The organism is Ginsengibacter sp. (genome assembly GCF_057362405.1).
Genome location: NZ_JBMQQG010000110.1, coordinates 1 through 26,702, shown reverse-complemented (window position 1 = coordinate 26,702; position 26,702 = coordinate 1). Strand labels below are relative to the sequence as shown.

Annotated in this window: 26 protein-coding genes and 1 tRNA gene; 10 read left to right on the top strand and 17 right to left on the bottom strand. The window is 41.0% G+C overall.

Annotated elements, in window-relative coordinates; all coding sequences use genetic code 11:
* Together ACO1O5_RS09465 and ACO1O5_RS09460 are read right to left on the bottom strand one after the other, a co-directional pair.
* Window positions 1–335: hypothetical protein (locus ACO1O5_RS09465; protein WP_486269606.1), on the bottom strand; the 335-nt coding region annotated here is incomplete at its 3' end.
* Between the two features lie 564 nt (window positions 336–899).
* Window positions 900–1,664, bottom strand: coding sequence for a hypothetical protein (locus ACO1O5_RS09460; RefSeq protein WP_486269605.1), 765 nt, complete (start codon window positions 1,662–1,664; stop codon window positions 900–902).
* Window positions 1,665–1,870: 206 nt separating this feature from the next.
* On the opposite strand from ACO1O5_RS09460, the gene ACO1O5_RS09455 reads away from it, so the two are divergent.
* The gene (locus ACO1O5_RS09455) at window positions 1,871–2,155 is read left to right on the top strand and encodes a hypothetical protein (RefSeq protein WP_486269604.1); all 285 of its coding nucleotides are present in this window, start codon (window positions 1,871–1,873) and stop codon (window positions 2,153–2,155) included.
* Here the strand turns inward: ACO1O5_RS09455 and ACO1O5_RS09450 are convergent.
* Together ACO1O5_RS09450 and ACO1O5_RS09445 are read right to left on the bottom strand one after the other, a co-directional pair.
* Window positions 2,152–2,490, bottom strand: coding sequence for a HepT-like ribonuclease domain-containing protein (locus tag ACO1O5_RS09450; RefSeq protein WP_486269603.1), 339 nt, complete (start codon window positions 2,488–2,490; stop codon window positions 2,152–2,154). The genes ACO1O5_RS09455 and ACO1O5_RS09450 overlap by 4 nt on opposite strands.
* Entirely contained in the window at window positions 2,483–2,776 is a 294-nt protein-coding gene (locus tag ACO1O5_RS09445; RefSeq protein ID WP_486269602.1) for a nucleotidyltransferase family protein, read from the bottom strand. Before ACO1O5_RS09445 ends, ACO1O5_RS09450 begins: the two co-directional genes overlap by 8 nt.
* 137 nt (window positions 2,777–2,913) lie before the next feature.
* On the opposite strand from ACO1O5_RS09445, the gene ACO1O5_RS09440 reads away from it, so the two are divergent.
* Window positions 2,914–3,066 (top strand): hypothetical protein, encoded by a 153-nt coding sequence (locus ACO1O5_RS09440; RefSeq protein ID WP_486269601.1) that lies wholly within the window; start codon window positions 2,914–2,916, stop codon window positions 3,064–3,066.
* Between the two features lie 128 nt (window positions 3,067–3,194).
* A complete protein-coding gene (locus ACO1O5_RS09435; RefSeq protein ID WP_486269600.1) occupies window positions 3,195–5,222 on the top strand; it encodes a T9SS type A sorting domain-containing protein in 2,028 nt (675 codons plus the stop codon).
* 43 nt (window positions 5,223–5,265) lie between these two features.
* Here ACO1O5_RS09435 and ACO1O5_RS09430 read toward each other — a convergent pair whose 3' ends face one another.
* The 7 genes from ACO1O5_RS09430 to ACO1O5_RS09400 all read right to left on the bottom strand — a co-directional run bounded on the left by ACO1O5_RS09430 (window position 5,266) and on the right by ACO1O5_RS09400 (window position 16,483).
* Window positions 5,266–6,108 (bottom strand): energy transducer TonB, encoded by an 843-nt coding sequence (locus ACO1O5_RS09430; protein ID WP_486269599.1) that lies wholly within the window; start codon window positions 6,106–6,108, stop codon window positions 5,266–5,268.
* 178 nt (window positions 6,109–6,286) lie between these two features.
* Entirely contained in the window at window positions 6,287–6,775 is a 489-nt protein-coding gene (locus tag ACO1O5_RS09425; RefSeq protein WP_486269598.1) for a hypothetical protein, read from the bottom strand.
* A gap of 11 nt (window positions 6,776–6,786) precedes the next feature.
* Window positions 6,787–8,109, bottom strand: coding sequence for an IPT/TIG domain-containing protein (locus ACO1O5_RS09420; protein WP_486269597.1), 1,323 nt, complete (start codon window positions 8,107–8,109; stop codon window positions 6,787–6,789).
* Window positions 8,110–8,183: 74 nt separating this feature from the next.
* Window positions 8,184–8,471, bottom strand: coding sequence for a hypothetical protein (locus tag ACO1O5_RS09415; protein WP_486269596.1), 288 nt, complete (start codon window positions 8,469–8,471; stop codon window positions 8,184–8,186).
* A 390-nt stretch (window positions 8,472–8,861) separates the two neighbouring features.
* Entirely contained in the window at window positions 8,862–9,080 is a 219-nt protein-coding gene (locus ACO1O5_RS09410) for a hypothetical protein (RefSeq protein ID WP_486269595.1), read from the bottom strand.
* 24 nt (window positions 9,081–9,104) lie between these two features.
* Window positions 9,105–10,352, bottom strand: coding sequence for a sensor histidine kinase (locus ACO1O5_RS09405; RefSeq protein ID WP_486269594.1), 1,248 nt, complete (start codon window positions 10,350–10,352; stop codon window positions 9,105–9,107).
* A gap of 5 nt (window positions 10,353–10,357) precedes the next feature.
* A complete protein-coding gene (locus tag ACO1O5_RS09400; RefSeq protein ID WP_486269593.1) occupies window positions 10,358–16,483 on the bottom strand; it encodes a hybrid sensor histidine kinase/response regulator in 6,126 nt (2,041 codons plus the stop codon).
* Between the two features lie 147 nt (window positions 16,484–16,630).
* Here ACO1O5_RS09400 and ACO1O5_RS09395 point away from each other — a divergent pair, with 147 nt between their 5' ends.
* The 3 genes from ACO1O5_RS09395 to ACO1O5_RS09385 all read left to right on the top strand — a co-directional run bounded on the left by ACO1O5_RS09395 (window position 16,631) and on the right by ACO1O5_RS09385 (window position 19,462).
* A complete protein-coding gene (locus ACO1O5_RS09395; protein ID WP_486269592.1) occupies window positions 16,631–17,056 on the top strand; it encodes a response regulator in 426 nt (141 codons plus the stop codon).
* 81 nt (window positions 17,057–17,137) lie between these two features.
* Window positions 17,138–17,941, top strand: a complete 804-nt coding sequence (locus ACO1O5_RS09390) for a sensor histidine kinase (RefSeq protein ID WP_486269591.1) — start codon at window positions 17,138–17,140, stop codon at window positions 17,939–17,941.
* A 3-nt stretch (window positions 17,942–17,944) separates the two neighbouring features.
* Complete coding sequence (locus ACO1O5_RS09385; RefSeq protein WP_486269590.1) at window positions 17,945–19,462, top strand: PAS domain-containing sensor histidine kinase; 1,518 nt, start codon at window positions 17,945–17,947, stop codon at window positions 19,460–19,462.
* 474 nt (window positions 19,463–19,936) lie between these two features.
* Here the strand turns inward: ACO1O5_RS09385 and ACO1O5_RS09380 are convergent, their stop codons facing one another.
* Both ACO1O5_RS09380 and ACO1O5_RS09375 read right to left on the bottom strand, forming a co-directional pair.
* Window positions 19,937–20,701 carry a DUF2182 domain-containing protein gene (locus ACO1O5_RS09380; protein ID WP_486269589.1) on the bottom strand — a complete coding sequence of 255 codons (765 nt, stop codon included), beginning with the start codon at window positions 20,699–20,701 and terminating at the stop codon, window positions 19,937–19,939.
* A gap of 43 nt (window positions 20,702–20,744) precedes the next feature.
* Window positions 20,745–21,377 carry a DUF1326 domain-containing protein gene (locus ACO1O5_RS09375; RefSeq protein ID WP_486269588.1) on the bottom strand — a complete coding sequence of 211 codons (633 nt, stop codon included), beginning with the start codon at window positions 21,375–21,377 and terminating at the stop codon, window positions 20,745–20,747.
* A 72-nt stretch (window positions 21,378–21,449) separates the two neighbouring features.
* On the opposite strand from ACO1O5_RS09375, the gene ACO1O5_RS09370 reads away from it, so the two are divergent.
* The 3 genes from ACO1O5_RS09370 (at window position 21,450) to ACO1O5_RS09360 (ending at window position 23,209) form a co-directional block, all read left to right on the top strand.
* Complete coding sequence (locus tag ACO1O5_RS09370) at window positions 21,450–21,641, top strand: hypothetical protein (RefSeq protein ID WP_486269587.1); 192 nt, start codon at window positions 21,450–21,452, stop codon at window positions 21,639–21,641.
* 150 nt (window positions 21,642–21,791) lie between these two features.
* The gene (locus ACO1O5_RS09365) at window positions 21,792–22,490 is read left to right on the top strand and encodes a hypothetical protein (RefSeq protein WP_486269586.1); all 699 of its coding nucleotides are present in this window, start codon (window positions 21,792–21,794) and stop codon (window positions 22,488–22,490) included.
* Complete coding sequence (locus tag ACO1O5_RS09360; RefSeq protein ID WP_486269585.1) at window positions 22,487–23,209, top strand: hypothetical protein; 723 nt, start codon at window positions 22,487–22,489, stop codon at window positions 23,207–23,209. The genes ACO1O5_RS09365 and ACO1O5_RS09360 overlap by 4 nt, the downstream gene beginning before the upstream one ends.
* Before the next feature lie 192 nt (window positions 23,210–23,401).
* On the opposite strand, the gene ACO1O5_RS09355 is transcribed toward ACO1O5_RS09360, so the two are convergent.
* From ACO1O5_RS09355 to ACO1O5_RS09340, 4 genes are all read right to left on the bottom strand, one after another.
* The gene (locus ACO1O5_RS09355; protein WP_486269584.1) at window positions 23,402–23,650 is read right to left on the bottom strand and encodes a hypothetical protein; all 249 of its coding nucleotides are present in this window, start codon (window positions 23,648–23,650) and stop codon (window positions 23,402–23,404) included.
* A gap of 119 nt (window positions 23,651–23,769) precedes the next feature.
* Window positions 23,770–24,408 carry a DUF6266 family protein gene (locus ACO1O5_RS09350; RefSeq protein WP_486269583.1) on the bottom strand — a complete coding sequence of 213 codons (639 nt, stop codon included), beginning with the start codon at window positions 24,406–24,408 and terminating at the stop codon, window positions 23,770–23,772.
* A 357-nt stretch (window positions 24,409–24,765) separates the two neighbouring features.
* Window positions 24,766–25,407 (bottom strand): hypothetical protein, encoded by a 642-nt coding sequence (locus ACO1O5_RS09345; RefSeq protein ID WP_486269582.1) that lies wholly within the window; start codon window positions 25,405–25,407, stop codon window positions 24,766–24,768.
* Between the two features lie 32 nt (window positions 25,408–25,439).
* Window positions 25,440–25,655 carry a hypothetical protein gene (locus ACO1O5_RS09340; protein ID WP_486269581.1) on the bottom strand — a complete coding sequence of 72 codons (216 nt, stop codon included), beginning with the start codon at window positions 25,653–25,655 and terminating at the stop codon, window positions 25,440–25,442.
* A gap of 344 nt (window positions 25,656–25,999) precedes the next feature.
* Between ACO1O5_RS09340 and ACO1O5_RS09335 the strand changes: the two genes are divergently transcribed.
* A tRNA-Cys gene (locus ACO1O5_RS09335) sits at window positions 26,000–26,070 on the top strand.
* Window positions 26,071–26,702 lie beyond the last annotated feature (632 nt).

Below are 26,702 nucleotides of genomic sequence, written 5' to 3'. Positions count from 1 at the left end.
GCCACCTGCCGGGTGGAAAGTGAAAGATCACCAAAACCACCATTTATTTGCCACACCGGTTTATCCTGGTCCGGGCCGGGATTCTGGTAAACCGTAAAGATCGTTACCCTTCTCATACCTTCGATAGTGCCGGGCATTTTGAACTGCTTACTGATCCCGTTCATATCCGTCGCAGGATTAAAATTCAGGGTGGATGTGTGAACCGAATCGGACAAAAAATTTCCTTTTAGCCAAAGCGATTGACGCCCTATCCCACCTGGCGATTGGGCATAAAGGCCACAGGACGATAAAAGGAGAACAAACAACACTGCTTGCATCGTAGATTGCCTATACATTGCATTTATTTTTTAAGATGATAGTAAGTGCTCGGGGGAACAGAACCGGAAGTAAGCCTTTAGATTTTATAAGGTAGTTCATAAATATACGAATCTTTTTTTTATATTTCATTCCCCTTATTTTTTTGATTTACGCTTACGCTGTACAGTCTTCAGACTCTCTGTAACTTTTTGGTGTGGTCAATGGTAGCAGTGTAGTAAACTTATTATGATTTTAAATGAAAAAGATCGTTTCAGGACGAAAGAGGTAAATGACTGTCCGAAGAAGGGAAATTTTTTAGCAAGGGCAAAAGCCGGTTTGTCTTTTATATAAAAAAATAAAAATTGTTAGCCGAAGCTAACGGATCTATTATCGAATTGTTGAAAAATAAAAATCTTTAAACCATAATTCGTGTCCTTTAGATTTGCATTAGGACCAGTGCTTTAAAAGTAGTAACTACCGCTGCCGGTGTTACTTTCCTGATCGTGTTATCAAAAGATTCACCGACAAATAAATTGTTCGAAGGGTCTATACTCACGTCATAAGGAGAAGAAGATCTTGCAAGCCCTGGCCCTACCGTCGAATCACTTTATATCATATTCCTTTTTCAAAAATGCAATCAGCTGCGTGGCACTGTACAGCTCCGGTACCAGGTAATTTTCTGTATAGGCCTTGGTAATAATGCTAAAGTCAAAAGCCTTATTAAAGAGCACCCGCAACCTGTCCGAGTCATTTAACGACGGCAGTGGCTTACCTGTGTATTTCCCTCCCGGCATGTAATAGGTTGTGTCCCCGAAAACGGTCATGTCCGCAAGTTCATCCAGCCGGCTGACAATTTCTTTGAAGTAGGATTCATAATAGGCACCCTGTGCGTAAATGCTGTTGATTTCCGCATCATATTCGGCAAGACTATCACTGGCATGGTCTTTTACTATGAGCCGGTAGTCGCCTGTGTTCTTTAATTGCTGCAGTGTGGCATCACTGCTTTTAAAAGATGCTGACCTATAAAAGTATTTGATAAAGAGGTGGTAAAATCGTTCCCGGTTGTTATTATCCGTCATGGGCGCATGAGCCAGCAATAAAAAACTGTCTATACCTTTTAACTGCTGGTGATCGAACCTGATTACATAGGCCAGCCGCATTGTATCCGTTTCCAGGTCGCTAATAAAGCTGCGGATGTATTCGCCTTCCTTTGAGCGATCGGTAAAATGCTCCCGGACGTTTTCTGCGATGAAGCCCATAGTAACGGCCAGGAATATCATCAGGAATTCAAGGAAATATTCTTTAAAGTGCTTATGCCCTATATGGGGATGATGATGTACTTCCATTAATGGTGACTTTGCAGGCAATTTAGCTATTTATCTGACATGCATACCGCACGAACAAATATTTTAAACTCCCTACATTAGATCGCACCTAAAACGCAACCATTTAATTAATTGCTTGTATAACTCAGTACTGTGGCAGATGTGCAAAGCAAAGAAATCAACAGCTATAATAACTTGTTGCGATTCTTCGGGATGAGCCACACAAAACCAGGAACACAAAGCCTGAAATGCCGGTGCGAAAATTTTCGCATGCCAGTGGCTACCGGTACCGCCTACACGATAAAAAACTCCGGCAAACCTGGTATTATTTTACCAAAATAAAGGAATGTAATATTTATACATGCGTGCCTACCGGTTGGCAAGGTTGCTTTTGCAGGGACATAAAAACCGCCTTCAGCAGGCAAGACTGTAAATACTTTGTCGTGCCCAAAACAAGAACTGAATGGTGGCTGAATAAAATAGATGACAAAATTGTAGATAAAACAAAACTATTCAGAAGATTCGTCTTTTAAATCCTCAAGAATTTGTTCCATAAATTCAAAAGGGCAGGAATATTCTCATTTTTTATTCTCCAGAGATTTTCATGATCAATACCAAAATACTCATGGATAATACGGTTGCGAAAACCTATGATTCTACGCCACTCTATTTCAGGATGTTCGGTTTTAAAATCACCAGGGACTCTGTTAGCTGCCTCACCAATAATTTCGAAATTTCTTACCACAGCATCCACAGTTTTATCATCCTGCATAAAATCATCAAAAGCCATGCCTTTTGTATAGCTGATGACCTTTTGTATTGCATCATAAATATCTTCCAATAAATTTTTTATCTCTCTTTCAGACATAGATCAAATCTGGTTCAATAACCTTAAAATATTTCGGTTTTATTGCTTTACGCGATACAAGGTCTACTTTTTGTTTAAGAATGTGTTCAAGTTCATCGGCAAGGTCAATAAACCGGATACCAATCGGTTCTTCAAATTCTACCATTACATCTATGTCACTCTTGCCGGCAACAGCAGTGTTGCGACTATAAGATCCAAATAATGCAAGAGATGTAAAACCATAGCTTTTTTGCAATGCGGGTTTAGCTTCCTGTAAAATTGAAAGGATATTTTTGTTGTCAATCATGCAATAAAGATAAATATTTATCTCCTTTAACTTTATATTATGGCCAACGTGCAAGCCAAAGAAACAAGAAGCTACAACATGCCCCGCATTAAAGGCAAGAATACAAAGCACTGAAATGCTGGTGCCAAAATTCTTACATGCACTTAGCTACCGGTACCGCCTATACGATAAATGATTACCCTGGAAATTTTTTACCCAACTACTTGTCATACTTTACAACTCACGGCTTCATGGGCGATTTCTATATTGTTCAGTTAAAGAATTTTCCAGGTAGTTACCTCGCGGAATAAAAACTTTCTCCAGTCGCTTCTTCCTGTTGCCGATTATTTGTATATTTAGAAACCATTACCTCAATTGTAGCAATCCCTGTTTAATATCCTTGTCAGTACCAAAACTATTATCTTAAAACAGTCTTATTATGAAACGGCTATTCGTCACCATTCTATGCCTGAATGTATATATTTTACTTCACGCACAGGGAGTCACATTATTGTACAAGAACCCTACGGGCTGGGACAATCCGCTTAGCTGGATACAAATTAATACACCTTCCGGTCAAACGCCCATTCAAAGAGTGCCCACCGCAGACGATGACGTCGTGATCAGTTCTTCGATGTCCGGCATTTCCTCTGTTAATTTTGGGACCGAAGATGACACCCCTCCCAACACTGATTTTAATATAGGCGGAGACGGCCCCAACGGCCCAGGCAGGTGCAGAAGTATGCATATAAGTAATACCCAAATATCTTTCGATAACACTACGCTAGTTGATGCAGCGCCAACGGTAAACGTATATACTTCCAACGGCGGTTTTTTAATAATTGATTCCGGCTCTAATATGCTGCACGGTCATATTCAACTGCACGGCGGCAACCCGGCCATTACAGACCTGCAGATACTACACAGCACTTATGGTGTTTTATTTTCGCATGCCAGTTGGACCAGCATTGGATGGGATTCTGGTGCCCGGCTAAGGCTGGTGGGCAGTAAACTGGGGGGTAATACTTTCGGCGGCGGCGCAGGTGCCCATATTTTTATTGATAGCAGCAACATTGAAACCAATTATTTTACAATAGGTGATAGTTCCATAGCTACACTTACAAACAGTACCATTACCAATAACGGTAATAATGTTTATTTGACATTCTTTATCGGGAAAAATTCAAATTTTGTTTCTGCGAAGGATACTGTTCTCACATTTGCCGTCCTGGGATTCACTACTTCGGGTTCGCAGCTAAACGGAAATGTTGGGGTAGCGAGCGGCATCCCCAGTGACTTTAGTTTTTTGCAGGAAGACCCTGCCTACCCGCTGCCCAATATTATCAACGGCAATCTTTCTATGGGGGAAATTAGTTCATCAATAGGAATAAGCGGTGACCTGAAAATTTCAGGCAATATCTCTGGATTTTCCGATGATGCCTATAATAACCCGATACCCGTGTTGGTTAACGGCGTGAAGGTTTTTAATGTAGCCGGTATCAAAAATTATAGAGGCAGCGCTTTCATTAATAATTGCGTGCAGGATTTTTGTCACTTTAAACTGGAATTTTTCGGAAGCACCAACAGCAATATCTGGTGGAATGGCGGTTTTCCCATTGATACCCTAATTATCAACAAGACCAGCTGCGCAAAGGTTACCTGCGATAGTTCTTTATACGTATCTGGTGCCACAAGAATACAAGGCGGCCAGCTGGAACTGGATCCCGACGATACCATTCTCTACAAATTTGTGTGCACAGGTAACGTGGATATTGCCCAGGGAGGTGGCTTGTTCCTGCGACGAGATGTGGCGGGTGTAGTAGCCAATATGGCGGTAGGTGGAACTTTAGTTGACCATAATTCCGTAACTGATTCTGCTTGTGCGGGCCTTAGCAATCCTTATGGAGGAACTATTACTTTTTATAACGCCCTTCTTCCTGTTACCCTGCTTGACTTTACCGGCAGGTACAGCGATAAAGCGGTTAACCTTAGCTGGAGCACCGAAAGAGAAATCAATACCAAATATTTTACTATAGAAAAGAGTGTTAACCAAATATCGTTTACCCCGTTAACAAATATTACTGCATCGGGCAATGCGCAGACAAATACTTACCAATACATGGATAGGTCTTCATTGAACGGAATTAACTATTACCGGTTAAAAATGGTGGACGCTGATAACAGGTTTACCTATAGCAAAATAATAGTCATTGCTGCGCCTGCGAATAATACCATCCTGGTTTTTCCCAACCCGGTAAAAGATAAATTATTTATCAGGCTGAGCGGTGTAGCCGGTTCAACAGAAATATTGATTACGGATGCAAAAGGAACTGTTATTAAGCAAATACAACTGCTGGCCGGAACTGCGGAGGCTACCATTAGTACAGCGGATTTGCCAGCCGGTGTGTATTCTATTTCCTTTCAAAACGGTAAACAGAAAAGCACGCAGCAGTTTGTTAAACAATAATATTTTCTGGTACCTTTCTCCGTTATCTTACCCGTTGACCTGGTTACTCATCAGGGCTGGTAAGTGTGACCGGTTGTATCCTGAAAACTTTCACATTTCTTCCTTTTTGCCGTGCCGGTATCCATGCCGGACCTTTTTGCACAGCCTGGATGCCGATGCTGGCCAGCAGGGAGCCACCCATGGTGAGGGCCCTTACGTTTGATATATTTCCTGAAGTATCTATTATAAATCGCAGCAGCACGGTGCCATAATCTTTTTCGGTAAGGTGGTCTATCTGTGCCATTATTTGTCTTTGTATGTAACGCGACCATGCGGCTGGGCCACCCGGAAACTGTGCCACCGTGTCTTCCGCGAAGGATACATTGGTATAGTCTTCCGTTGTACTGTCAACCGAAAATAACTGGCCCTTCTTAGTATAGCCCAGCGCATAGAATTTTCGATCTATTACGTCATCTTCCGTTTCCAGCTCCAGTTGCTTACCGGGGTAGTAATAATAGCGCACACTGGTTATGGCAGTGCCTTTGTCAAAAAATGTTGAGTCATCCAGCCGCCCGTCACCATACCTTGTAAGCCACAAGCCGTCCCTATCTCCATTACTATACATACCCTTCGTTTGGATTCCTTCATATTCACCATCAAATTGGCACGGCCCCTGCCGTTTGCTGAGCGTAGCATCTGTATAATGAAAAACACCTGCAGGTTGGTTACCTTTAATGTAATGACAGGTTACGGCATACAGGCTGTCTTTCCATTCGCCGGTTCCGGAGATAGTAGCATCCCCCTGTGGAACCACGTTCATATTCCTGTCAAAATAAAATGTTGTTGAGGTTTGGCCAAAGCCTCCTAAACAAAAATGAAGCAGCAACAAGGTACAGAGGTATTTCATAATAATTTTGGTTAAATTAAAAAATATAAATCAAGACTTACGCTTAGCGGTAAGCGCTGTAATTAATTGTTCCCGTTGTATTTTACGCGTAAGGATAAACGATATTATTTTTTAGACCTCGTTGCCAATAAAGACTGTTGGAACTCGTGACTATGGTAAACATTTATCAAACAAATTGTTACTGCGTATTCGCAACATTTTGAAAAATTCCATTATTCACAGTAAGTTCTACATTGCTTGTTGAATAAAATGCGCCGCTAAATGTTCCACTCAATAGATTATCTGCTGAGACGGTAAGGGTAAATTGACAATTACCAGTGCAGGTATAATTTTCGCCATTCCGTACAAAGTTAAAATTAGTAAAAGTTGCATTGCTGGCATTGTCTTTTGTTAGTGGATGCGACCCCAGCAAGCCTAAAATCATATAATTTGTGTTGCTTACGCCGCCGGAAATTGCATAATTAGTACTTGTAGCACTTCCTCCATAGTTATAAAGTCCTATACCTATAAACTCTGAAGAGCCGGTAGGATCTCCTGAATATTGCACATTTTGCCCATCAGCAACAAAACTCATTGTTGGAACGACCGCTTTAGGAGTAGTTTCTTTTTTCCTGCAACCGATACTGAACATAAACAAACAGGAAAAAACAGCATATAACTTTATCATATTTTTCGATTTTATTGTAAAATAACTCTTCTAACCTTGTTTGATGTGTTATCCAGCACATACATCACACCATTCTTATCTATTGTTATACCGAGTGGATTATCAAGGCTTGCCCCATAGCCAATGCCATCAATTGAAGTTTTATTACCATTTCCCGCAAGGGTAGCTGTAATGCCAGCCTGGTTTATTAATCTAATAGTGCCGTTATTGTTATCTGTTACAATAAGATCGCCGGCCGGGTCTATTATCATCCCAACCGGGAAATTAAAACTTGCGGTGTTTGCCGTTCCATCAGCGGAGCCCGAAATGCCACTGCCTGCAAACGTAGTAACATCGCCAGCCGGAGTAATCTTCCTTATTTTATAATTGCCTTCTTCTGAAACATAAAGGTTTGCATTGGCATCGAGCACAATTGAGAGTGGCTGATTAAAGCTTGCGAGCACACTTGTAGCATCCGCCGCGCCGGAAGCGCCGCTGCCTGCCAATGTGGTTACGGTTCCCCCGGGGGTAATTTTTCGAATCTTATTATTCCCTGCGTCGGCCACATAAATGTTATTATTTCCATCTGTTGCCATGCCAACCGGATGGTTGAAAGTAGCTGCTGTTCCTGTTCCGTCACCGGAACCTGTAGTTCCGTAAATACTCCCTGCCAAGGTACTTACAATACCGGCCGGGGTAATTTTACGAATGTTATTCATTCCAAAATCAGAAACATACAAATTTCCGTCTTTATCAATGGTTATTCCAAAGGGAAGGCTGAAGGTTGCACTGCTTGCGGCACCGTCATTATTACCCTGGACACCGGTGCCGGCAAAGGTGCTCACCGTTCCATCTGTTGAAATCTTTCTTATTTTGTTACTATAAGTGTCTGCCAGGTACAGGCTGCCATTACCGTCACAAACCACTCCCCATATACCGTTAAAATTGGCCGAGGGGCCAGGACCATCTGTTGATCCGGCAGTTCCATCTCCGGCAAGAGTTGTTACATATAAACTTATTACCTGGATGTTATCGGCAGAAGTGGCGGTTTTTCCGCCCACGGTTACACCAATCTTCCCTGACCCGGAAGTACCACTTACCGTTACCTTCAATTGTGTTGGTGAAGCTGATACAACTTCTGAAGGTGTTCCGTTAATGGTTACAATATTATCAATGATAGTTGGGCTAAAATTACTTCCGTTGATAGTTAACTGGTAACCGGTGCCGATTATCCCGGGTGAAAAGCCTGAAATAGCAGGAACACCGGGCGGCGCTGCAGGCGTATCATTTTTTTTACAACTTGTAATAAGGGTAACGCAGAATAGGGATACGATTAATAAGAATAGGCTTTTCATGGTTGTAGTAGCAGATTTAGTTTGGTAAGGTTGCCAAGTGAGCGAATGTATAGAAATCATCTTAACCAATACGCTTAATTGGCTATAAATATTGTGTTAGGTGACTTTACACTATGACCGATTTGCACAAAGGGGAGATAGAAGTAAAAAAACTTGTCCCGTTTTTTGGGATCGCCTCCATTAAAGCCAAAAAAAAGGCGCAATGCCTGAAATGCTGGTGCAAAAGATTTTACAGGCACATGGCTACCGGTACCGCCTACACGATAAAAACTCCCCGGCAAACGCGATATTACTTGCCCCGCCGGCTTGCCGGTTTTGCCAAAATATAAAACTGTAATATTTGTACATGCCCGTCTGCCCATGGCAGGGCTGTTTTCGGCACGGACATAAAAACTTTGTTGTTCCCAAAACATGAACCGAATGGTGCCTGAATAAAATAATGCTCTTATTTTAAATGATTACTTCTTCTTCAACTTCGACTTATCCCATTTGCCTTTACGATTACGCTTGTGATGATAAACGGAAATAATTGTGATCAGTTATCTATTGTCATCAATAAAATAAATCAAATTTTAATGATATTTCTTCAAATGAAGTTCCCTTAATTTTTTGTAGATATTGCGATACCTGTAAGGATTAGCGCATATGGCTGTTATGGCTTCCTGAAGAGCAAGGATAAAATTATCAGCAACAATTATGCTCTTTGCTCACACCAATTAAATACATCTTCATATTCATCAGCAGCAATGGGGTCAAACGAATATTGATACGACATAACTACTTTCTTTTTTTCTTAACGCCTGGAGTCTTTTATTCATTTCAATGGACGAAACTATTTTGCTCACTTTTAAATAATGGTTAACCCGGCTATCTAATTCTGCCTTAAATTCAGCACTGTATTCAACGATAGTTTCTTTTATTTCATCTTCGCGGCGTAAAATGGTGTTCTTGCCTGGGGGGGCGGTTACCATGTTGACCGAAATAACACGGACCTGTCAGGACGATAGGTAATCTTGCGGTAATTCTATTATGAATGTGGCGCCTCCGCCGGGTTTGCCTGTAGCCCTGATAATGCCATTGTGCTTATCTACAATTTTTTTACAAATCGATAATCCAACGCCTGAACCTGCATATTCATGGTAGCTGTGAAGTCTTTTAAAGATCACAAATATATCTTCTGCAAAAGCAGGATCAAATCCAATACCGTTATCGGAAACACTGATCCTGTAATGAACGGAATTATCGAGATTTATTTTTTCCGCGGAAATATGAATGCACGGTACAGCATCTTTTTTCCTGAATTTGATGGCATTGTTCATCAAATTATAAAATAGCTGTCGAATTAAAGCCGGTATCGCACATATTACAGGCAAATCATCAATATTTATAACGGCATTACTTTTTTCTATTTCTATTTCCAGTTCAAGCATGGCTTCCCGTACCAGTTTATTAAGATCGGCGTTTACAAAATCATCTGAGTGTACTGTCTGTCTTGAAAACTGCAGCAGGTCGTTGATCAGCGATTGCATTCTTTGAGAGGAGCCTACAATTTTTTTAAGATACTTTTCCACTTCTGCCTGATTGTCGTGTTTCGATAATATTTTATCGCTGAAAACCATGATCTTTCTGAGGGGTTCCTGCAGATCATGGGAGGCCACATAAGCAAAGCGGTCCAGTTCTTCATTAATAGCCAGCAGATGTGCATTGTTGGCAACAAGCTGTTTGTTTAAAAGTTTTATTTTCTCTTCGGACATTTTACGTTCCTCAATTTCTTTCTGTAAGGATTTGTTTGCGCTTAATAATTTTTTTTCGTGTACTACCAATTGCTGGTTTTTGTGGTACAGTTCTACAAACACACCCACCTTGGCTCGTAATAATTCAGAATTGATTGGTTTATAAATATAATCAACACCGCCCATACGATATCCTTTAAAAATATATTCTTCTTCCTGGTTATGAGCAGTGATAAAAATGATAGGAATTTCTTTTAATTTATCCCGTTCATAAATGATGGTGGCCGTTTCAAAGCCATTAAGATCAGGCATTTGAACGTCCATCAGGATAAGAGAAAAATCATGCTCCTTTAATAAAATTTTAAGAGCGGCCCGGCCGGAGTTGGCCTTAACAATGGTATAATTGTCTTTCTCAAGTAAGGTTTCGATAGAAAAAAGATTATCTTCCCTATCGTCTACCACTAAAATTTTAATACCATCTTTGTTTCCGGCGTCTTTTGTATTAACCATTCCCTCTATTTTTTATATAACCACACTCTCATTAGCGACATTAGCTGATCAATTTTTAAAGGCTTGGTTATATAATCAGAGGCACCTGCTTCCAGGCACTTTTCCCTGTCGCCTTTCATTGCTTTTGCGGTCACTGCAATTATGGGTAGCGAGCTATTCTTATGCTCCCGTCTTATTTTTTGTGTGGTTTCATAACCATCCATTTCGGGCATCATAATATCCATAAGTACAATATCTATCTCATTATTTTCACTCAGGATATTCATAGCTTCTTTGCCGCTTTCTGCTGTAATGGTATTGATGTTAAATCGTTCAAACGCCGTGGTAAGCGCAAAAAGATTACGAACATCAGCATCCACCACCAATACATTTTTATTAGTTAACACATCTTTCTTCGAGCGAAGGTTTTCTATCATTTTTCTTTTTTCGGGAAGAAGATCTTTATGATCCATGTGCAAAAGAACAACGGCTTCTTCGAGTAAAAGATCAAGACAGTTCACATCTTTCAGTAAAATGCGGTTGGCGTATTTTTTCAGCTTTGTTCTTTCTTTTTCGGAAAAGTCTTTTGCAGAATAAATGATGACCGGGGTCATTTCCAGTTTTTTGATAGCATTGATCTCGGTAGTTAATTCAAGACCCGAGATATCAGGTAGCATAAAATCTACAATCAAACAATCATATAAATTAGTCTTGATAAGGTCCAGCGCTTTCCTTCCTGAATTAATAATTTCAATTTCAAGAAGATCGCCATTATGTAAAATTTTGGCGACTTGTGAAGAGTCCAGTTCATTGTCTTCTATTAATAATACCCTTTTTGGCTTGCGGCTGTTGAATTCAACAATATCTGCAAAGAGAACAGTAAGCGCCTCAGTTTTCATAGGCTTTAAATGAAAGCTTCTTGCCCCCCGCTGCATGGCAAGGGAACGGTTTTCTTCACCTGAAATAAGATGAACGGGGATATGCCTGAAATTAATATCGTTTTTAAAGAGATCGAGTATTCTCCAACCGCTGGCGTCGGGTAATTTTACATCGAGCGTTACGGCGATCGGCGTGAATTTATTAACGAGTTCAAACACTTCGCCAAAGTTAGCAGCCACCACCACCTTCAGATCCAACTCGTGTGCTTTCTCGATCATGATCGTGGCAAACCTGACATCATCCTCAACTACCAAGACTACTTTATCGGTGCTGAGCGCATTATTTCTATCATCACCAATTTCATTAATTATTTCATTCAATGCGTTCAGGTCTTTCGCTTCAGCGACCTTAACTGTTGGCACTGATTGAATGGTTACCTTCCCGATGGCTTCTTCCAACTGGTATTCGCCAAGGCTTGTGTGTTTTTCTTTTTTAGCCACTCCGGGATTATAATCAACGGGCAAAAACAAGGTAAAGACACTTCCCATCCCGGCTTCGCTTTCAAGTTCTATGGTACCGCCTAATAATTCTGCAAGGCCGCGGCTGATAGATAATCCCAGTCCTGTACCTCCATATTTACGGCTGGTAGATCCTTCTGCCTGTTGAAAGGCTTCAAAAATAATGTTCTGCTTGTCTTTTGAAATCCCGATACCAGTGTCCTTAATTTCAAACGCAACTACTTTGCGGGCACGATCGAGGCTTTCGTTCCCTTGCTTCCAGTTATGATCGGCTTCATATATTCTTAATCTCACTTCTCCTTTTTCAGTGAATTTGAAGGAATTCGAAAGCAGGTTTTTCAAAATCTGGTTAAGACGCTGTGCGTCAGTTTCCATGCTGCCCGGTAATCTTTCATCCATTTCAATATTGAAACGAAGATTCTTGCTTTCAGAAACATGCTTAAAGGTTGTTTCCACAAACGCAGTGATGGCACTGAATCTTAAATTTACAAAATCAGTAGAGATATACCCGGATTCAATCTTGGAAAGATCAAGAATATCGTTGATAAGCTGGATAAGGTCGTCACCACAGCTATGAATTGTTTTTGCGTAACGCACTTGCTTTTCATTCAGGTTGCCTTCGTGATTTTCGTATAATTGCTGGGCCAGGATTAATAATGAGTTTAATGGCGTGCGCAGTTCATGCGACATATTTGCAAGAAATTCCGATTTATATTTAGATGTTAACTGCAATTGCTCTGCTTTATCTTCCAGTGATCTTCTTGCTTCTTCCACTTCCTTGTTCTTGGCTTCCACCTCTTCTTTTTGCTTGATCATTAACTGAGCCCTGTCTTCAAGTTCTTCATTCGTTCTTCTTAACTCTTCGGCCAGCGATTGGGATTGTTCCAAAAGTCCTTCCGTTCTTGAGTTTGCTTCAATTGTATTGAGCACAATACCGATACTTTCTGTTAACTGACTTAAGAAGTCGAGGTGCGTTTCGCTGAACGTATCGAACGATGCCAGTTCAATGACTGCTTTAATTTGTGTTTCAAATAAAACCGGGAGTACGATTAAATTCACCGGGGATGCTTTGCCTAAACCGGAGCTGATCTTTACATAATTTTTGGGGACATTGGTTAACAATATTCTTTCTTTTTCCATTGCGCATTGCCCTACAAGCCCTTCTCCCAATTTAAATTCTTTGGCTGATTTTACTTCATCACCAAATGCGTACGCTGCAAACAATTTCAGCTTTTGATTTTCTGAATTCTCATTTTGCTCCAGTATATAAAACATCCCCTTCTGAGCCTTCACTACCTGGGCAAGTTCAGAAAGAATGCGCAGGGTTACAGTGTTCAGGTCTTTCTGGCCCTGCAGCATTTGGGTAAACTTGGCGAGGTTCGATTTAAGCCAGTCCTGTTCCTGGTTTCTTAGCGTGGTCTTTTTGAGGTTAATGATCATCTGGTTGATGGTGTCTTTCAATTCTTCCACTTCCCCTTTAGCCTCTACCCTGATCATCTGGGTAAGATCTCCCTTTGTAACGGACGAAGCCACTTCTGAGATGGCACGTACCTGCGTAGTTAAATTTTCTGCTAGCTGGTTAACGTTTTCTGTGAGATTTTTCCAGATACCGGATGCCCCGGGCACACTTGCCTGCCCGCCTAACCGTCCTTCCACACCTACCTCACGGGCGACCGTTGTTACCTGGTCGGCAAACACAGCCAGCGTATCGATCATTTCGTTTATGGTGTCCGTTAGTTGCGCCACCTCACCCTGTGATACAATGGACAATTTTTGTTTCAGGTTTCCTGTGGCAACCGCGGTAACCACTTTTGCGATTCCGCGAACCTGGTTGGTAAGGTTGGAAGCCATCATGTTCACCGAATCTGTAAGGTCTTTCCAGGTGCCCGCTACACCCTGCACCTCCGATTGGCCTCCCAGCTTACCTTCCGTTCCCACTTCCCTTGCGACACGGGTAACTTCGTAAGCGAAGGAGTTGAGCTGATCCACCATTGTATTGATCGTGTTTTTCAGGTCAAAAATTTCTCCCTGTACATTGATAGTTACCTTTTTAGAAAGGTCACCGGAGGCAACGGCTTTTGTTACTTCGGCAATGTTGCGCACCTGTGAAGTAAGGTTACGGGTCATTTGGTTAACCGAGTCTGTAAGATCTTTCCAGGTTCCGGCAACTCCCGGCACAAATGCCTGCCCTCCCAGCGTTCCGTCAGTACCCACTTCTCTGGCCACCCGGGTTACTTCCGATGCAAATGCACGCAACTGATCCACCATCGTATTAAGTGTTTCCTTTAGCTGCAAAATTTCTCCACGAACGTCCACGGTAATTTTTCTTGACATATCACCATTGGCAACAGCGATCGCAACATCTGCAATATTTCTTACCTGCGCTGTAAGGTTACCCGCCATCTGGTTTACAGAGTCCGTAAGATCTTTCCAGGTTCCGGCCACACCGGGAACATTTGCCTGTCCACCCAACTTTCCGTCTGTCCCCACCTCTCTTGCCACACGGGTTACCTCTGATGCAAATGCCCGGAGTTGTTCCACCATGGTATTGATCGTATTTTTTAGTTCAAGGATTTCTCCCTTAACATTCACTTCTATTTTCCGGGACAGATCTCCATTGGCAACAGCCGTGGTCACTTCCGCAATATTTCTTACCTGGGAGGTAAGGTTTGATGCCATTTTATTTACGGAATCCGTCAGATCTTTCCACAAGCCTTCCACTCCGGGAACATCGGCTTGTCCACCGAGCTGCCCTTCGGAACCAACTTCCCTTGCCACACGGGTAACCTCTGAACCAAAAGAGTTCAATTGGTCCACCATGGTATTAATCGTGTTTTTTAATTCCAGTATCTCTCCTTTCACGTCAACGGTTATCTTCCTGGATAGTTCTCCTTTAGCCACAGCTGTGGTGACTTCAGCAATGTTTCTCACCTGGGCCGTAAGGTTAGATGCCATTTGATTTACAGATTCTGTAAGGTCTTTCCATGTTCCGCCAACTCCTTTTACTTTCGCCTGTCCGCCCAACTTGCCTTCCGTACCCACTTCCAACGCCACCCTGGTTACTTCCGAGGCAAAGGAGTTCAGTTGGTCCACCATGGTATTGATGGTCGTCTTTAATTCGAAGATCTCTCCGGCAACATCCACGGTAATCTTTTTTGACAAGTCACCGTTTGCAACTGCAGTTGTAACCTCCGCAATGTTTCGCACCTGTGCTGTAAGGTTGGAACCCATCTGGTTCACAGAATCGGTAAGATCTTTCCATGTTCCACCCACCCCCTGCACTTTTGCCTGTCCGCCAAGCTTACCTTCCGTACCTACTTCCAGGGCAACCCTTGTCACCTCAGAGGCAAAAGAGTTTAACTGGTCCACCATGGTGTTGATGGTATTTTTTAATTCAAGAATTTCTCCCTGTACATCCACCGTAATTTTTCTTGACAGATCGCCTTTGGCCACCGCTGTGGTTACATCAGCAATATTACGAACCTGTGCCGTCAGGTTTGACCCCATTTGGTTCACCGACTCCGTTAAATCTTTCCAAACACCACCAACGCCTTTCACTGTCGCCTGTCCTCCAAGTTTTCCTTCCGATCCCACTTCCCTTGCCACACGGGTTACCTCAGCTGAAAATGAATTCAATTGATCCACCATCGTGTTAATGGTATTTTTTAATTCAAGAATTTCTCCTTTTACGTCTACCGTAATTTTGCGGGACAGGTCTCCCCTTGCAACGGCAGTTGTTACCTCGGCAATGTTACGCACCTGGCCGGTAAGGTTAGATGCCATCTGGTTTACAGAATCCGTAAGATCTTTCCACGTTCCGGCAACACCTTTAACCTCTGCCTGTCCGCCCAGCTTTCCATCGGTGCCTACTTCCCGTGCTACCCGCGTAACCTCAGACGAGAAAGAGTTTAACTGATCCACCATGGTATTGATCGTATCTTTGAGTTCAAGAATTTCTCCCTGTACATCCACCGTAATTTTTTTAGACAGGTCTCCCTTGGCAACGGCTGTTGTTACTTCAGCGATATTACGAACCTGGCCGGTAAGGTTACCTGCCATTTGGTTCACCGAATCTGTAAGATCTTTCCAAACACCGGCAACGCCTTTCACTTTTGCCTGCCCACCCAGGATACCTTCGGAGCCAACTTCCCGTGCAACACGGGTTACCTCCATAGAAAACAGGTTGAGCTGTTTCACCATATCATTTACCTCTTTGGCAATTCTGCCAAACTCTCCCTGTAATAGGTGATCCCCGATTTTCAACGGCATTTCCTGTGAAAGATTTCCTTTTGCAACAGAACTTATAACATGCGCAATTTCGATAGTAGGATGAACCAGATCGGAAATGAGGTTATTAATAGAATCAACACCTGTGCTCCATGAGCCCATTGCAGATCTTGGTAATTCGACCCTGTGACTAAGCTTTCCCTGCTTTCCTATCGTATTGCGGGCGAGTGTTAATTCCCGGAATAATATTTCGTTCAGTGAAATAATTTCATTCAGCGTATCACATATCTTTCCATTTATACCTACCCTGTCAATTGGCATACGTACGCTAAAATCACCATTCTTTACATCATTTAATACCTTCAGTAGCTCTACATTGTTGAATTTCTCTTCAGGCTGAAAAGCATCGGTTTTTAATTTACTTTTTCCGTTTGCTTTTTTTACAGTAGCCATACTTTCTGATGCTTTACCATTTGTCAAGAGGTGGGAAGTAACAGACTTTGGAGAACCGTTAGTGTCCTTTTTCATAGAAATTTCTTAGGTAAATTGATACTATATCAAACCTACAAAAAAATCACTTTTGAAAAGGAATTTTTATTTCTTCTTCGATTTAAAGCAACTTTGATTTAGGAAAAGTCTTAACTAAATTCATATCTTAGTACGGCAATTAATCTAATGAAGGAAAAACGAACCGAATTATTACCGGACAAACCATCCTCTAAATTTATAGTTCTGGGCGAAGATGATATTGACGACCAGGAAATTCTGCAGGAGGTTTTTTTTGAAGCAGATTCATCGCTCCAGTTGCAATTTTTTAATAACGGACGAAAAGTAATTTCACACCTTGAAAGTTCGGAACATGATCTCCCGTGTTTAATTATATTAGATTATAATATGCCTGAATTGAATGGTGCTGAAATATTGAAAATATTATCGCGTGATGAGCGTCTCAGGTCCATTCCCAAAATAATCTGGAGTACCTCGGGTGCCCCGGTCTATAAAAGCATTTGTTTAGAATACGGAGCAAGCGATTACCTTGTAAAACCTTCTAAAATTGATGGGCTGGAAAATATGGTAAAATACATGCTTTCTTTCTGCTGATGAATGCTTGTTATTTTTTTAACATGCCAACAATTAACTATTATTATTTTATCATTTGTAACACTACAAACCTAAAATAAAATGGACGCACAACAATTGTTATGTGAAGAAAGAATTAAGAAAATGGAGGCGGAATTGCGGAATGCCCGTGCCCTGATAAATTACTACAAAAAAGAACATGAAGATTTTATAATGATTGCTTCACATGACCTCGAGGCGCCTCTTAGAAAATTATCAACTTTTGTAGAACGATTAATCTATAAGTTCAGAGAAGTTAAAGAAGATGAAGTTAACACGTATGTTGAGCGTATTCAATCAACGCTGGCCGGCATGCGCAAAATGATTGATAGTCTGTCGTCTTTTTCTTATGCTTCGGAATCAAAACCTGGTTTTACAAAATGTAGTTTGAATGAAATATTGCAAAATGTTTTAAAAGATATTCACCTGGCTATTGGTGAAAATAATGTGACCTTTAGCAGATCTCCACTCCCCGCAATTGAAGGTAATGCCGCCCAGCTAAAAAGCCTATTTGAAAATATTATTCATAACGCAATTAAATTTCGAAAAAAAGACACTCCTTTGCAAATACAAATATCTACTGGTATTATAACTAAGGGGGACGAAAAAGCTTTTGACCTAAACGACAATAAAAAATACCATAAAGTTGAGATTACAGATAACGGCATCGGATTTGATCAGCAACATTCTGAAAAAATATTCCAGCCATTTGTGCGCCTGCACGGTAAGTCAGAATATGAGGGCGATGGATTTGGCCTGGCAGTATGTAAAAAAATTATTGAAAAACATCATGGCTTTATTTATGCAACATCTTCCAAAAATTCCTCTACCCGCTTTACGTTAATTTTCCCGGAGATACTTAATTAAATTATGCTAACATCAAACAAAATAAAGATTTTGGTGGTTGATGATGATGAGGATGATTATTTTATAATCTCTGATTACCTGCGTGAAATTGATGACAATAAATTTATAATTGACTGGTGCAACAATTATCAATCTGCTCTTGAAAAATTCAGGTCAAAAGCATACAACCTATATTTTGTCGATTACCGGTTGGGTAACGAAACGGGTCTTGAGCTGCTCAAAGAAGCCATCAGCCTTCAATGTGATGACCCGATTATTTTATTAACGGGTAAAGGCAATAAGGTAATTGATATAGAAGCAATGAAAAGCGGGGCCACTGATTATCTTGTTAAGTCAGAATTGAATGCCGAAAAGCTGGAAAGATGTATGCGTTACTCACTTGACAGGGCCGCTTATTTAAAAACCATAAAAGAAAGTGAGAAACGAATAAAAACTTTTTTCAGAAGTGGTCCTGACGCAATAATCATTTTTAATGAAAACGGTGAAATTTTAGAGTGGAATCCCCAGGCAGAAACTATTTTTGGATATACTGCCGGGGAAGCCATTGGCAAAATATTATCAGAAACAATTATTCCGCACCAATACCGTGAAGCACATAAAAATGGAATGTTCCATTTTTTACAAACCGGTGTGGGCCCTTTAATTAATAAAACAACCGAATTAACAGCATTACATAAAGAAGGACATGAGTTTTATATAAATATGAGCCTTTCAACTGTAAGAATGCAGGACGAATGGGTTTTTATTGCTTTCCTTTCGGACATTACTGAACGAAAAAAAACGGAGGAAGCATTGATACATAAAGAAGCAGAATTATTACAGGCCAGGCTGTTGGAAGAAAAGAAAAATGAGTTCCTTGCCATTGCCAGTCACGAATTAAAAACACCATTGACTACTTTGAAGGCTTATGCACATATCGCATCTGCTCTCAATGAAGAGAAATGTTCTGAAACAGTGCGGGAATATCTTTTAAAAATTGATCAATATTCAAATAAATTAAATTTTCTTATTAATGAATTATTGGATGTCTCGAGGATTCAGGCAGGAAAATTAACACTGGCCCGGACGGAAGTTGATACAGGTCTTTTCCTCCCGGAAGTTCTTAACGCAATGCAACATATTACCCAAAGCCATGAAATAATTTTAGAAGAAAATGAATCAGCAACAATAAGAATGGATACGCTAAGGCTGGAACAGGTCATTACCAATATTATAGGCAATGCAGTCAAATATTCACCCGGCAAAGAAAAGGTCATAGTAAATTCAATAAAAAGAAATGGTGAAATAATAATGTCTTTCCAGGATTTCGGAATTGGAATTCCCCATGATAAGCTAGATAAAATATTCGAACGTTTTTACAGGGTAGACGAAGAATCAAACAAATTCAGCGGCCTGGGGATAGGTTTATTTGTTTCTTCTGAAATTATTAAACAGCACGGGGGCAAAATCTGGGCAACCCGTAATGAGGAGGAGGGAAGTACTTTTTATCTCACATTGCCCGTTTTATCCTGCTCAGAATAGGCGTTTCCTATCTTTGATTTTATGACGGTTTTTAAGTTGCTCAAATGTAAGGATACTGTTTTTGAAAACTTAAAATCCAGGCTTATTAAAAGTTCAATTAAATGTGCAGGTAAAGTTGAAGAACCATCAAATGAATTAGCCAGGGCAATTAAACTGCTTCAATCCGAATTCATAAAGATTGCTTCCACACTTAGCTTAAACAATGCAAACATAATGGCCTGTATGAAGAAATACGTGCATTAAGAGTTAATTCAGGCAATCCCTTGCAAAATCGCCTAAACGCATACAGCAAGTATGGTTGACCGTTAGTTTGTTTATAATTTCTTTATTGTTTGCATATGGATGGATTAACTCCGGTACCCAAATCCTTTAAAACAAGAAAGATAATTTTAGTGTACCTGTTGCTGTTAGTATTGCTCTTATTGGTTATACTAGGGGCTTATGTAAGCTCACCCTACTCCACCAGGCCCATAATTAATACATCAATACTATTATCCCATACACAATTAATACAATGCCTGCAACAGATGTAATCCATTTTGGCTGAGGCACCGTTTTTTCAATAAGAACAAATATGGCAATAAGGGCTATCCATAACAAATTCATAATACCCGAAAAAAAGAGCAGCACCATTAAAACCCAACAACATCCGAGACAATAGGTTCCGTTTTTTATGCCCATTTGCAGGGCGCCCATCTTTCCTTCTTTCCAGTTGCGGTGAATAAAATTAAGTGGCGTACTGCAATGATGCAGGCATACCTTCTTCCATCGCGTAAACTGAAATATTCCTGCAACTACCAGGATGGTGCCGCCCAGTATTTTACTGTTTGTTTTCATTTCAGCGTTTAACAGCGACACCTGCTGCAGAACCCATTGCAGCACCGTGGCCAGCAAACTAAAACCAGCCCATATTAAAAAATACCCGGCCAGCAAATACCCCGTGTGTACGAAGGGACTTTGCGCCTCCCTTTTTTTACGGTTTACCATGGCAAAAACCAGGATCAGGGGCGTAACCGAAGGCGTCATCATGGCAATCATCATCACCAGCCACATTACGAACAATAAAACAAAATCGGTTATCGTCCAATATTGCGTCATCGGCATGGCAAAGAAAGCCGCGTTCATATTCATCACTGCCATTTGCCTGTATAAATAAATAATGTACAGCCACGACAAAGCTGAAATGATTACAAGACCAATAATAGTAATGAACCGATCTTTTTTAAGAAGATTTTCCAATGGGCCATTTTTATAATCTATCAATCCGGGAATATCATTTGCATCAGGCTATGCAGCCTTCATTGGCATAAGTGGCAATACTTGAATGGCAATTTTTCTTTTCATGCTTAAGCGAAAAACCCTTTGCCTGCCAATGCCAGTTAACGCTGCCGACAGTGCCGCGTTTAAATACAATACCGTTGGGTAATAATAACTCACCTTCAAATGGATTGCCCGTTACGGGATTCCTGATGTGTTCCGCCTTTGCTTCACCGGCGCCTTCTACGGTAAACCAGCCGTCGTAAGGGTGATAATGAAAGTCAATCTTTGCCAGCGTGGTGGGCAGGGTGCTTTTAAAAGTAGACGGGAATATTGCGAATACGCCGCCGCCGTGCTTACCGCTGGTGATGGCTTCAATAGCCTTCACCTGCTCTTCAGTGGCGCTGTTATTTACATACAGGGCGCCCACTCCATCGCCCATGTGAATGGCTTTTGGCCACCACAATCCCCAGGCAAAAACAACCCCGTCCAGTGAGATCGTATCAAAATGGCCTTTGCGGACGTGGTAGGCTACGAACGCTTCGCAGTTGCCGTAGGTGGGTAGCGCATTAAAGTTGCACGGACATCCATAATCGCAGTTACAGCTTTGCAGGTATTCTGCTTCCAATCTCCATTGTGGTGATGAATTGCCTGGCATAAACCCTGATTTTAAAATTCGAAAATTGTATTACCAAATGTAAAATATTATTGGAAAAATACAAGGCCCGAAATGGGCAACGGTCTTCTTTTTTTAACCGTTAACTTTATGCCATGGCAAATGTGCATGGTAAAGAAATTCGCAGTTATAATAACTTGTCCGCCGTGGCGGATGAGCCGCATTAAAAGCAAGAATACAAAGCCGGAAATGCTGGTGCGAAAGTTTTTACATGCCCATGGCTACCGGTACCCGGCCACTCGATAAAAAACTCCCCGGCAAACCCGGTATCTATTTTTCAAAATATAAAAGGGATAATTCAACTGAATTAATTTTTATAAAACTATTATCACGCTATTTATAAGTGATTTTGCTTATAATTATCAAATATAAGCAAATATGCTTATATTTGATACAATGAACCATGGAATAATATCCGGTGATATCATAGCATCTACCAGCCTGAGCATGGAAGAAAAAGAGCTGTTGATGCAGCAGATACAAAAGCTTTTGAAAGAACTGGATAAGAAATTTAGCGTATTTGGACGCATTGTAAAGGGAGACCAAGTAGAATGCTATATACCCGATGCCCGCCAGTCTTTGCGGATTGCGTTAATTTTGAAATGCTTTGTAAAAAGTAAAACGTCAGGCCCATATGTGGCGGCGCCCGGAAAACCAAACCGGTCAACCGCCAATAAATACTTCCGGATCTATGGCATAAGAGTGGCAATTGCAATCGGGCAAATGGATAAAGTGGACAGGGCAAAAGGCATACTGGACGGGGAAGCCATTTACCTCGCAGGAAGGGCAATAGATGAGCAACATACTGCCAATAAAGACAGGATCGTTATAAAGAGTACGATGATATTCATTAGCCCTGATGAAAAGTGGCAGGGCGAATTTGAAGTGCTGGTGTCACTTATAGATATTTTGATTTCGAAGTGTACCGCCAGGCAAAGTGAGATACTCGTCGAAAGGTTAAAAGGTAACACTGAAGAAGCCATTGCAAAAAAACTGAAAGTGAGCCAATCAGCCATTAATCAAAATTCTAATGCTGCAGGATGGCCGGGAATAGAAAAAGCCATTAACCGATTTGAAAAAATAATTCACGAATGAAAGAATTTGAAACATTATTGCTTGGCCAATATATCGCTGTCATACTCTCCAATTATATATTCATTCCAAACCAGCGGCTTCAAAATTCGTTACCATCGCAGGAATGGCGCTTCAGGAAACGAAATTACTGGAGACCCATAATCTTCCTGATGTTTTCAGCTATTCTATCTCCAACATCACATTTCATCCTGTATTCAACAGGTCTCAGTGTCCTGATGCTCCTGCTTATTTATTTGCTGGAGACAAAAAAGAAAAATGTTTATTACATCTTCAGCCAGGTACTGCAAACAGGTATTATAACTGCGGCGGTCTGGATATTTACAAACGCAGGAAACTATGTGGATCTCGCAGTGGTCAAAAGCGAGATATACAATACCAAAATCCTGGTGTACATATTGTCTTATTTAATTTGCCTCGGTCCGACGAACCTGTTTATTAAATTTTTATTCAGGTTCTACAAATTTGCACCTGGCGCCTTAAGCAATGACAGCCTGTTGAAAGCAGGGCGGTTTATCGGTAATATAGAAAGAACGATGATCCTGTCTTTTGTGCTTTTAGGTCAGTATTCGGCGATCGGGTTTCTTGTTGCCGCCAAATCAATCTTAAGGCTGAGAGATGAACAAAAACTAAGCGAGTACATCTTAACTGGCACTTTTTTAAGTGTCGGGATAGCCATCATGGCCGGGATAATAGCAAACACAATTGCTTCCCATCTTTAACACATTTTGAATTTTCCATGAGGCTTTTATGTATTTATAAGCGAATTAACTTATAAAAGCGATTTATAAGCAAGTGCACTTATAGGGAGAGACTGCCATTGGCCTGGCGGTAAAGGCAAGAAAACAAATCCTGAAATCCGGTGGGCAGATTTTACATGTCCACAGTTACCGGTGAAAAGAACCGGTTTCAATCTATACTAATTTCAGGTTTCTTTTGATCAACTCTGCATTTAGAAAATCAAGTTCTTCAATTATTATAAAGTCTGATTCCTTCGAATTTGCTTCCGCAATTTTGATGGTACCGTCGGGAAACTCCAAATAGCATTGATAGGATGGCAGGTCATCAGAATTGATCATAAAAGGAAGGCCCTGGGAATGCTTTTCCTTTCTTAAGGATTTGATCTTATTTAAAACGGATTTATTATTTATTATAGCCGTCATTATTTAGTTCCGGGATTAAAGCCCAATTTAATACAAAAAATGCTTTTCAATATGCTTACCGTATCTGTAATAAAAAAGGCCGTCTTTCGACGGCCCCCGCGAATTACGGTTTCTGAGGTTTAACTCACTGTAATATTACCAGTATAAATACTGGAAGCGATATTGCGGCCATCGGCTGCAATGAACCCGATATAGGTTTCTACAGAAAGACCTGAGAAAGTCGCCAGGTTGAGCTCACCGGTAAGCTCACTGCGCATTCCGCCCGCGGTAGTATAAACAGCCTGTTTTAGGGCCGGGCTATAGGCTACCAGAACAGCCTGGTCAGTAGCTTTTGCAATGCCTACACCGCTGTTATCGGTCCAGCTGAAAGTAACTAAACTTCCTGCACCCGAGGTAACGGCAGGCGCAAGTGCATTGGGCAAGTCGCCCCTGCTTACCAACACAAGTGAGTAATCCACAGCAAAAGTTGGATACACACCCGTTACGGCATTTTTAATGCAGTAGGCAAAAGCGTTGTTCATACCTGTCATTTTGATTGCAAAATCGCGGAAAGTGATGTTCAGTAAACCTGCCATAGGCTGTAAAAAACCCATGACTAAAGCGAACTTAAGCTGTTGCGCCAGCTGCTTGTCAGATGGGGTAAAGTTTCGGCGGGTGCCCTGGCTGCGCATATAGTCTATGCCTTTCCAGTTTCCGCCTATTACGTTACCCACTTTTCCGGAGAAGCCTCCGAGGATACCTTTGTTTATGGTTCCCATAAGATGTAAATTTTATAAATGAAAAAAATAAAATACCATGCTTCGTGACCTGCTTGCAAATTGTGTATACGCTCATGAAGCGATAATGTAACGGGTAATATTTCAGTGTCATTGTATAAAAATTCCAAACGCCGCATGGATACCCTGTTTTTAAGAAATGCTACGCGATAGCTGTATCAAAAAAAGTAATCATTACCCATTAATTCCCCTGATGGTAACATCCCATCCTTCGTTACAGGAAAATCACCTACGCGTTATTTTCATTTTCGGGTAGTCATACCAGTTAGTTATCCAAAAATAGTTTTTATAGTACCCTTAGATTTTTAGACCTGCCTGCCTGAATGGTTAGCTGAAGAATTATAAAGGAAAAATTGAATTAAAAATAGTGGGACCAAATTCTCTTAAGACCAGCACTAATGTTTCATCAACACTAATTGCTTTGGTAAAATTCAGGCTGGATTCAAATTCAGTAGTTTTTTTCTTATCCGGGTGAAAGCTGTTTAATTTTAGAATAATAGCAGCTTTAAAGCGGCCGATATCATTACAATAGCTCGTTAAGAGTTCATGCCGGTACCTCACGAGATAAGCCTCCATATACACTTTTGATTTCTCAAAACATACCCCGTCAAATTTTTCTTCAAAGAATTTATCTAATGGCTGGGTAAAGGTCTTAAGTCCTATAGGAATCGAAAAACCATCTGTTTTTACGTTGAAGAAATTTACATCAGCAATTCCTTTAGTTATTATTCCAATTCCCACCGGGTATAAGTAATGATTAAGATGCGTATTATTAACCGGAATGGAAACTACATTATCTTTTAACAGGTATAATAAAGCGATGCTGATGCAGCCATATATGATACAATTAAGTACCAGCAACCAGTCAACAACAATAAGAAAAAAATAGTTATGGAATTTATCGCTGGAGTATATGCGGAAATACGAAATAAGGCAGGCGGAAATAAAGGCGGCAAAATACGAAGTAATGTATTCCTCCATTTTACACTGTTATATTTTGGCAATATCCGGCACTAATAACCATAAATAGATTCCAGCCCGGAATTTTTCACGTTGTCCCCTATTGAATAATCGGTATCAACTCTCTTTACGAGGTGTGCTTCGGATAATTTTTCTAACTGCTCTTTTACCACAGAAGAGGTAGAGCGTATTCTAAATGCTATTTCATCAACTCCAATAGGTTTGTTCAACTTCTGCAACACGTTTAAGATGGCTTTCGTGAGATCCATAAGTACTATTCTTTAAATTTTAAAAATGGTTTCTTAGGGCTAAAATATAGATTTTCTTTTTCTCATCATATTGTCGGCTTCGTTCATGACGTAAATAGGGTATTGGTACGCTAAATATGCGTACTACAACTACAAAATATGAATATCTATAGTTATCCAATGAAGAAAATATTGCAGTCAAAATAGATGCGCTCCCAGGCTGCAAAATAAAATCAGCTGTTCCATTGTACGAAGCTAACCGGCTCTTAATAATGAAACATCAATACGTGTTGGAATATTAAAATTTATTTCATTCATATTCCAACACGTTGCTATATCTACCGGACGTGGGTAGGTTTTATATGGGTCATTTGGCCGAACGGTCAGGTCCAGGTCGGCAAAACCTGTTACGGCGGTTCAAATCCGCCCGTGATCTCTGCAGGTTGCTGAACAGCTGCGAAAAACGAATAATAATTTAACCGCGTATTGCCCCGGGCTTCCGGAAGATCGCCGGAGTTTCATTGACCCGGGCGCGGCATTCCTTAGAGCTCTTTAACCATTGTGATATTTAAAAAAGACCGGGCCAGTTTTAAACCTTCTATTGAGCAGCTCTGTTCTGGTAAATATATCTGCATAACCGGCACTGTAAAATTATATAACAACAACTCCGAAATTATTGTAACCAGCGTTGGTGATATTATTATACAATAGCAGCACGAAAGATCATTTAAATGAATTTGAAATCGCTCAGTCCAAATCTTTTAAAACAAGAAAGGTAATTTTCGTGTACCTGTTGCTGTTAGTATTGCTCTTATTGGTTTTACCAAGGGCTTATGTAATATGGAAAAGAATCGTACATCATTAAAACCATAACCATTCCGCGGTCCCACGAAGTCGCAAGGGCCCGTCACGGCCCCCACACATGTTGTCCAACCGGGCACGAGCCTCATCGAGGCGCCCACAGACCTAGTCGGGTCCTCCGTGGCCGGACCGGAGGAGGCATACAGACTGACGAGGCTCGACACGATGCGCGTCTTCCTCAGTAGGTGACCTCCCGCCTCCACCCCG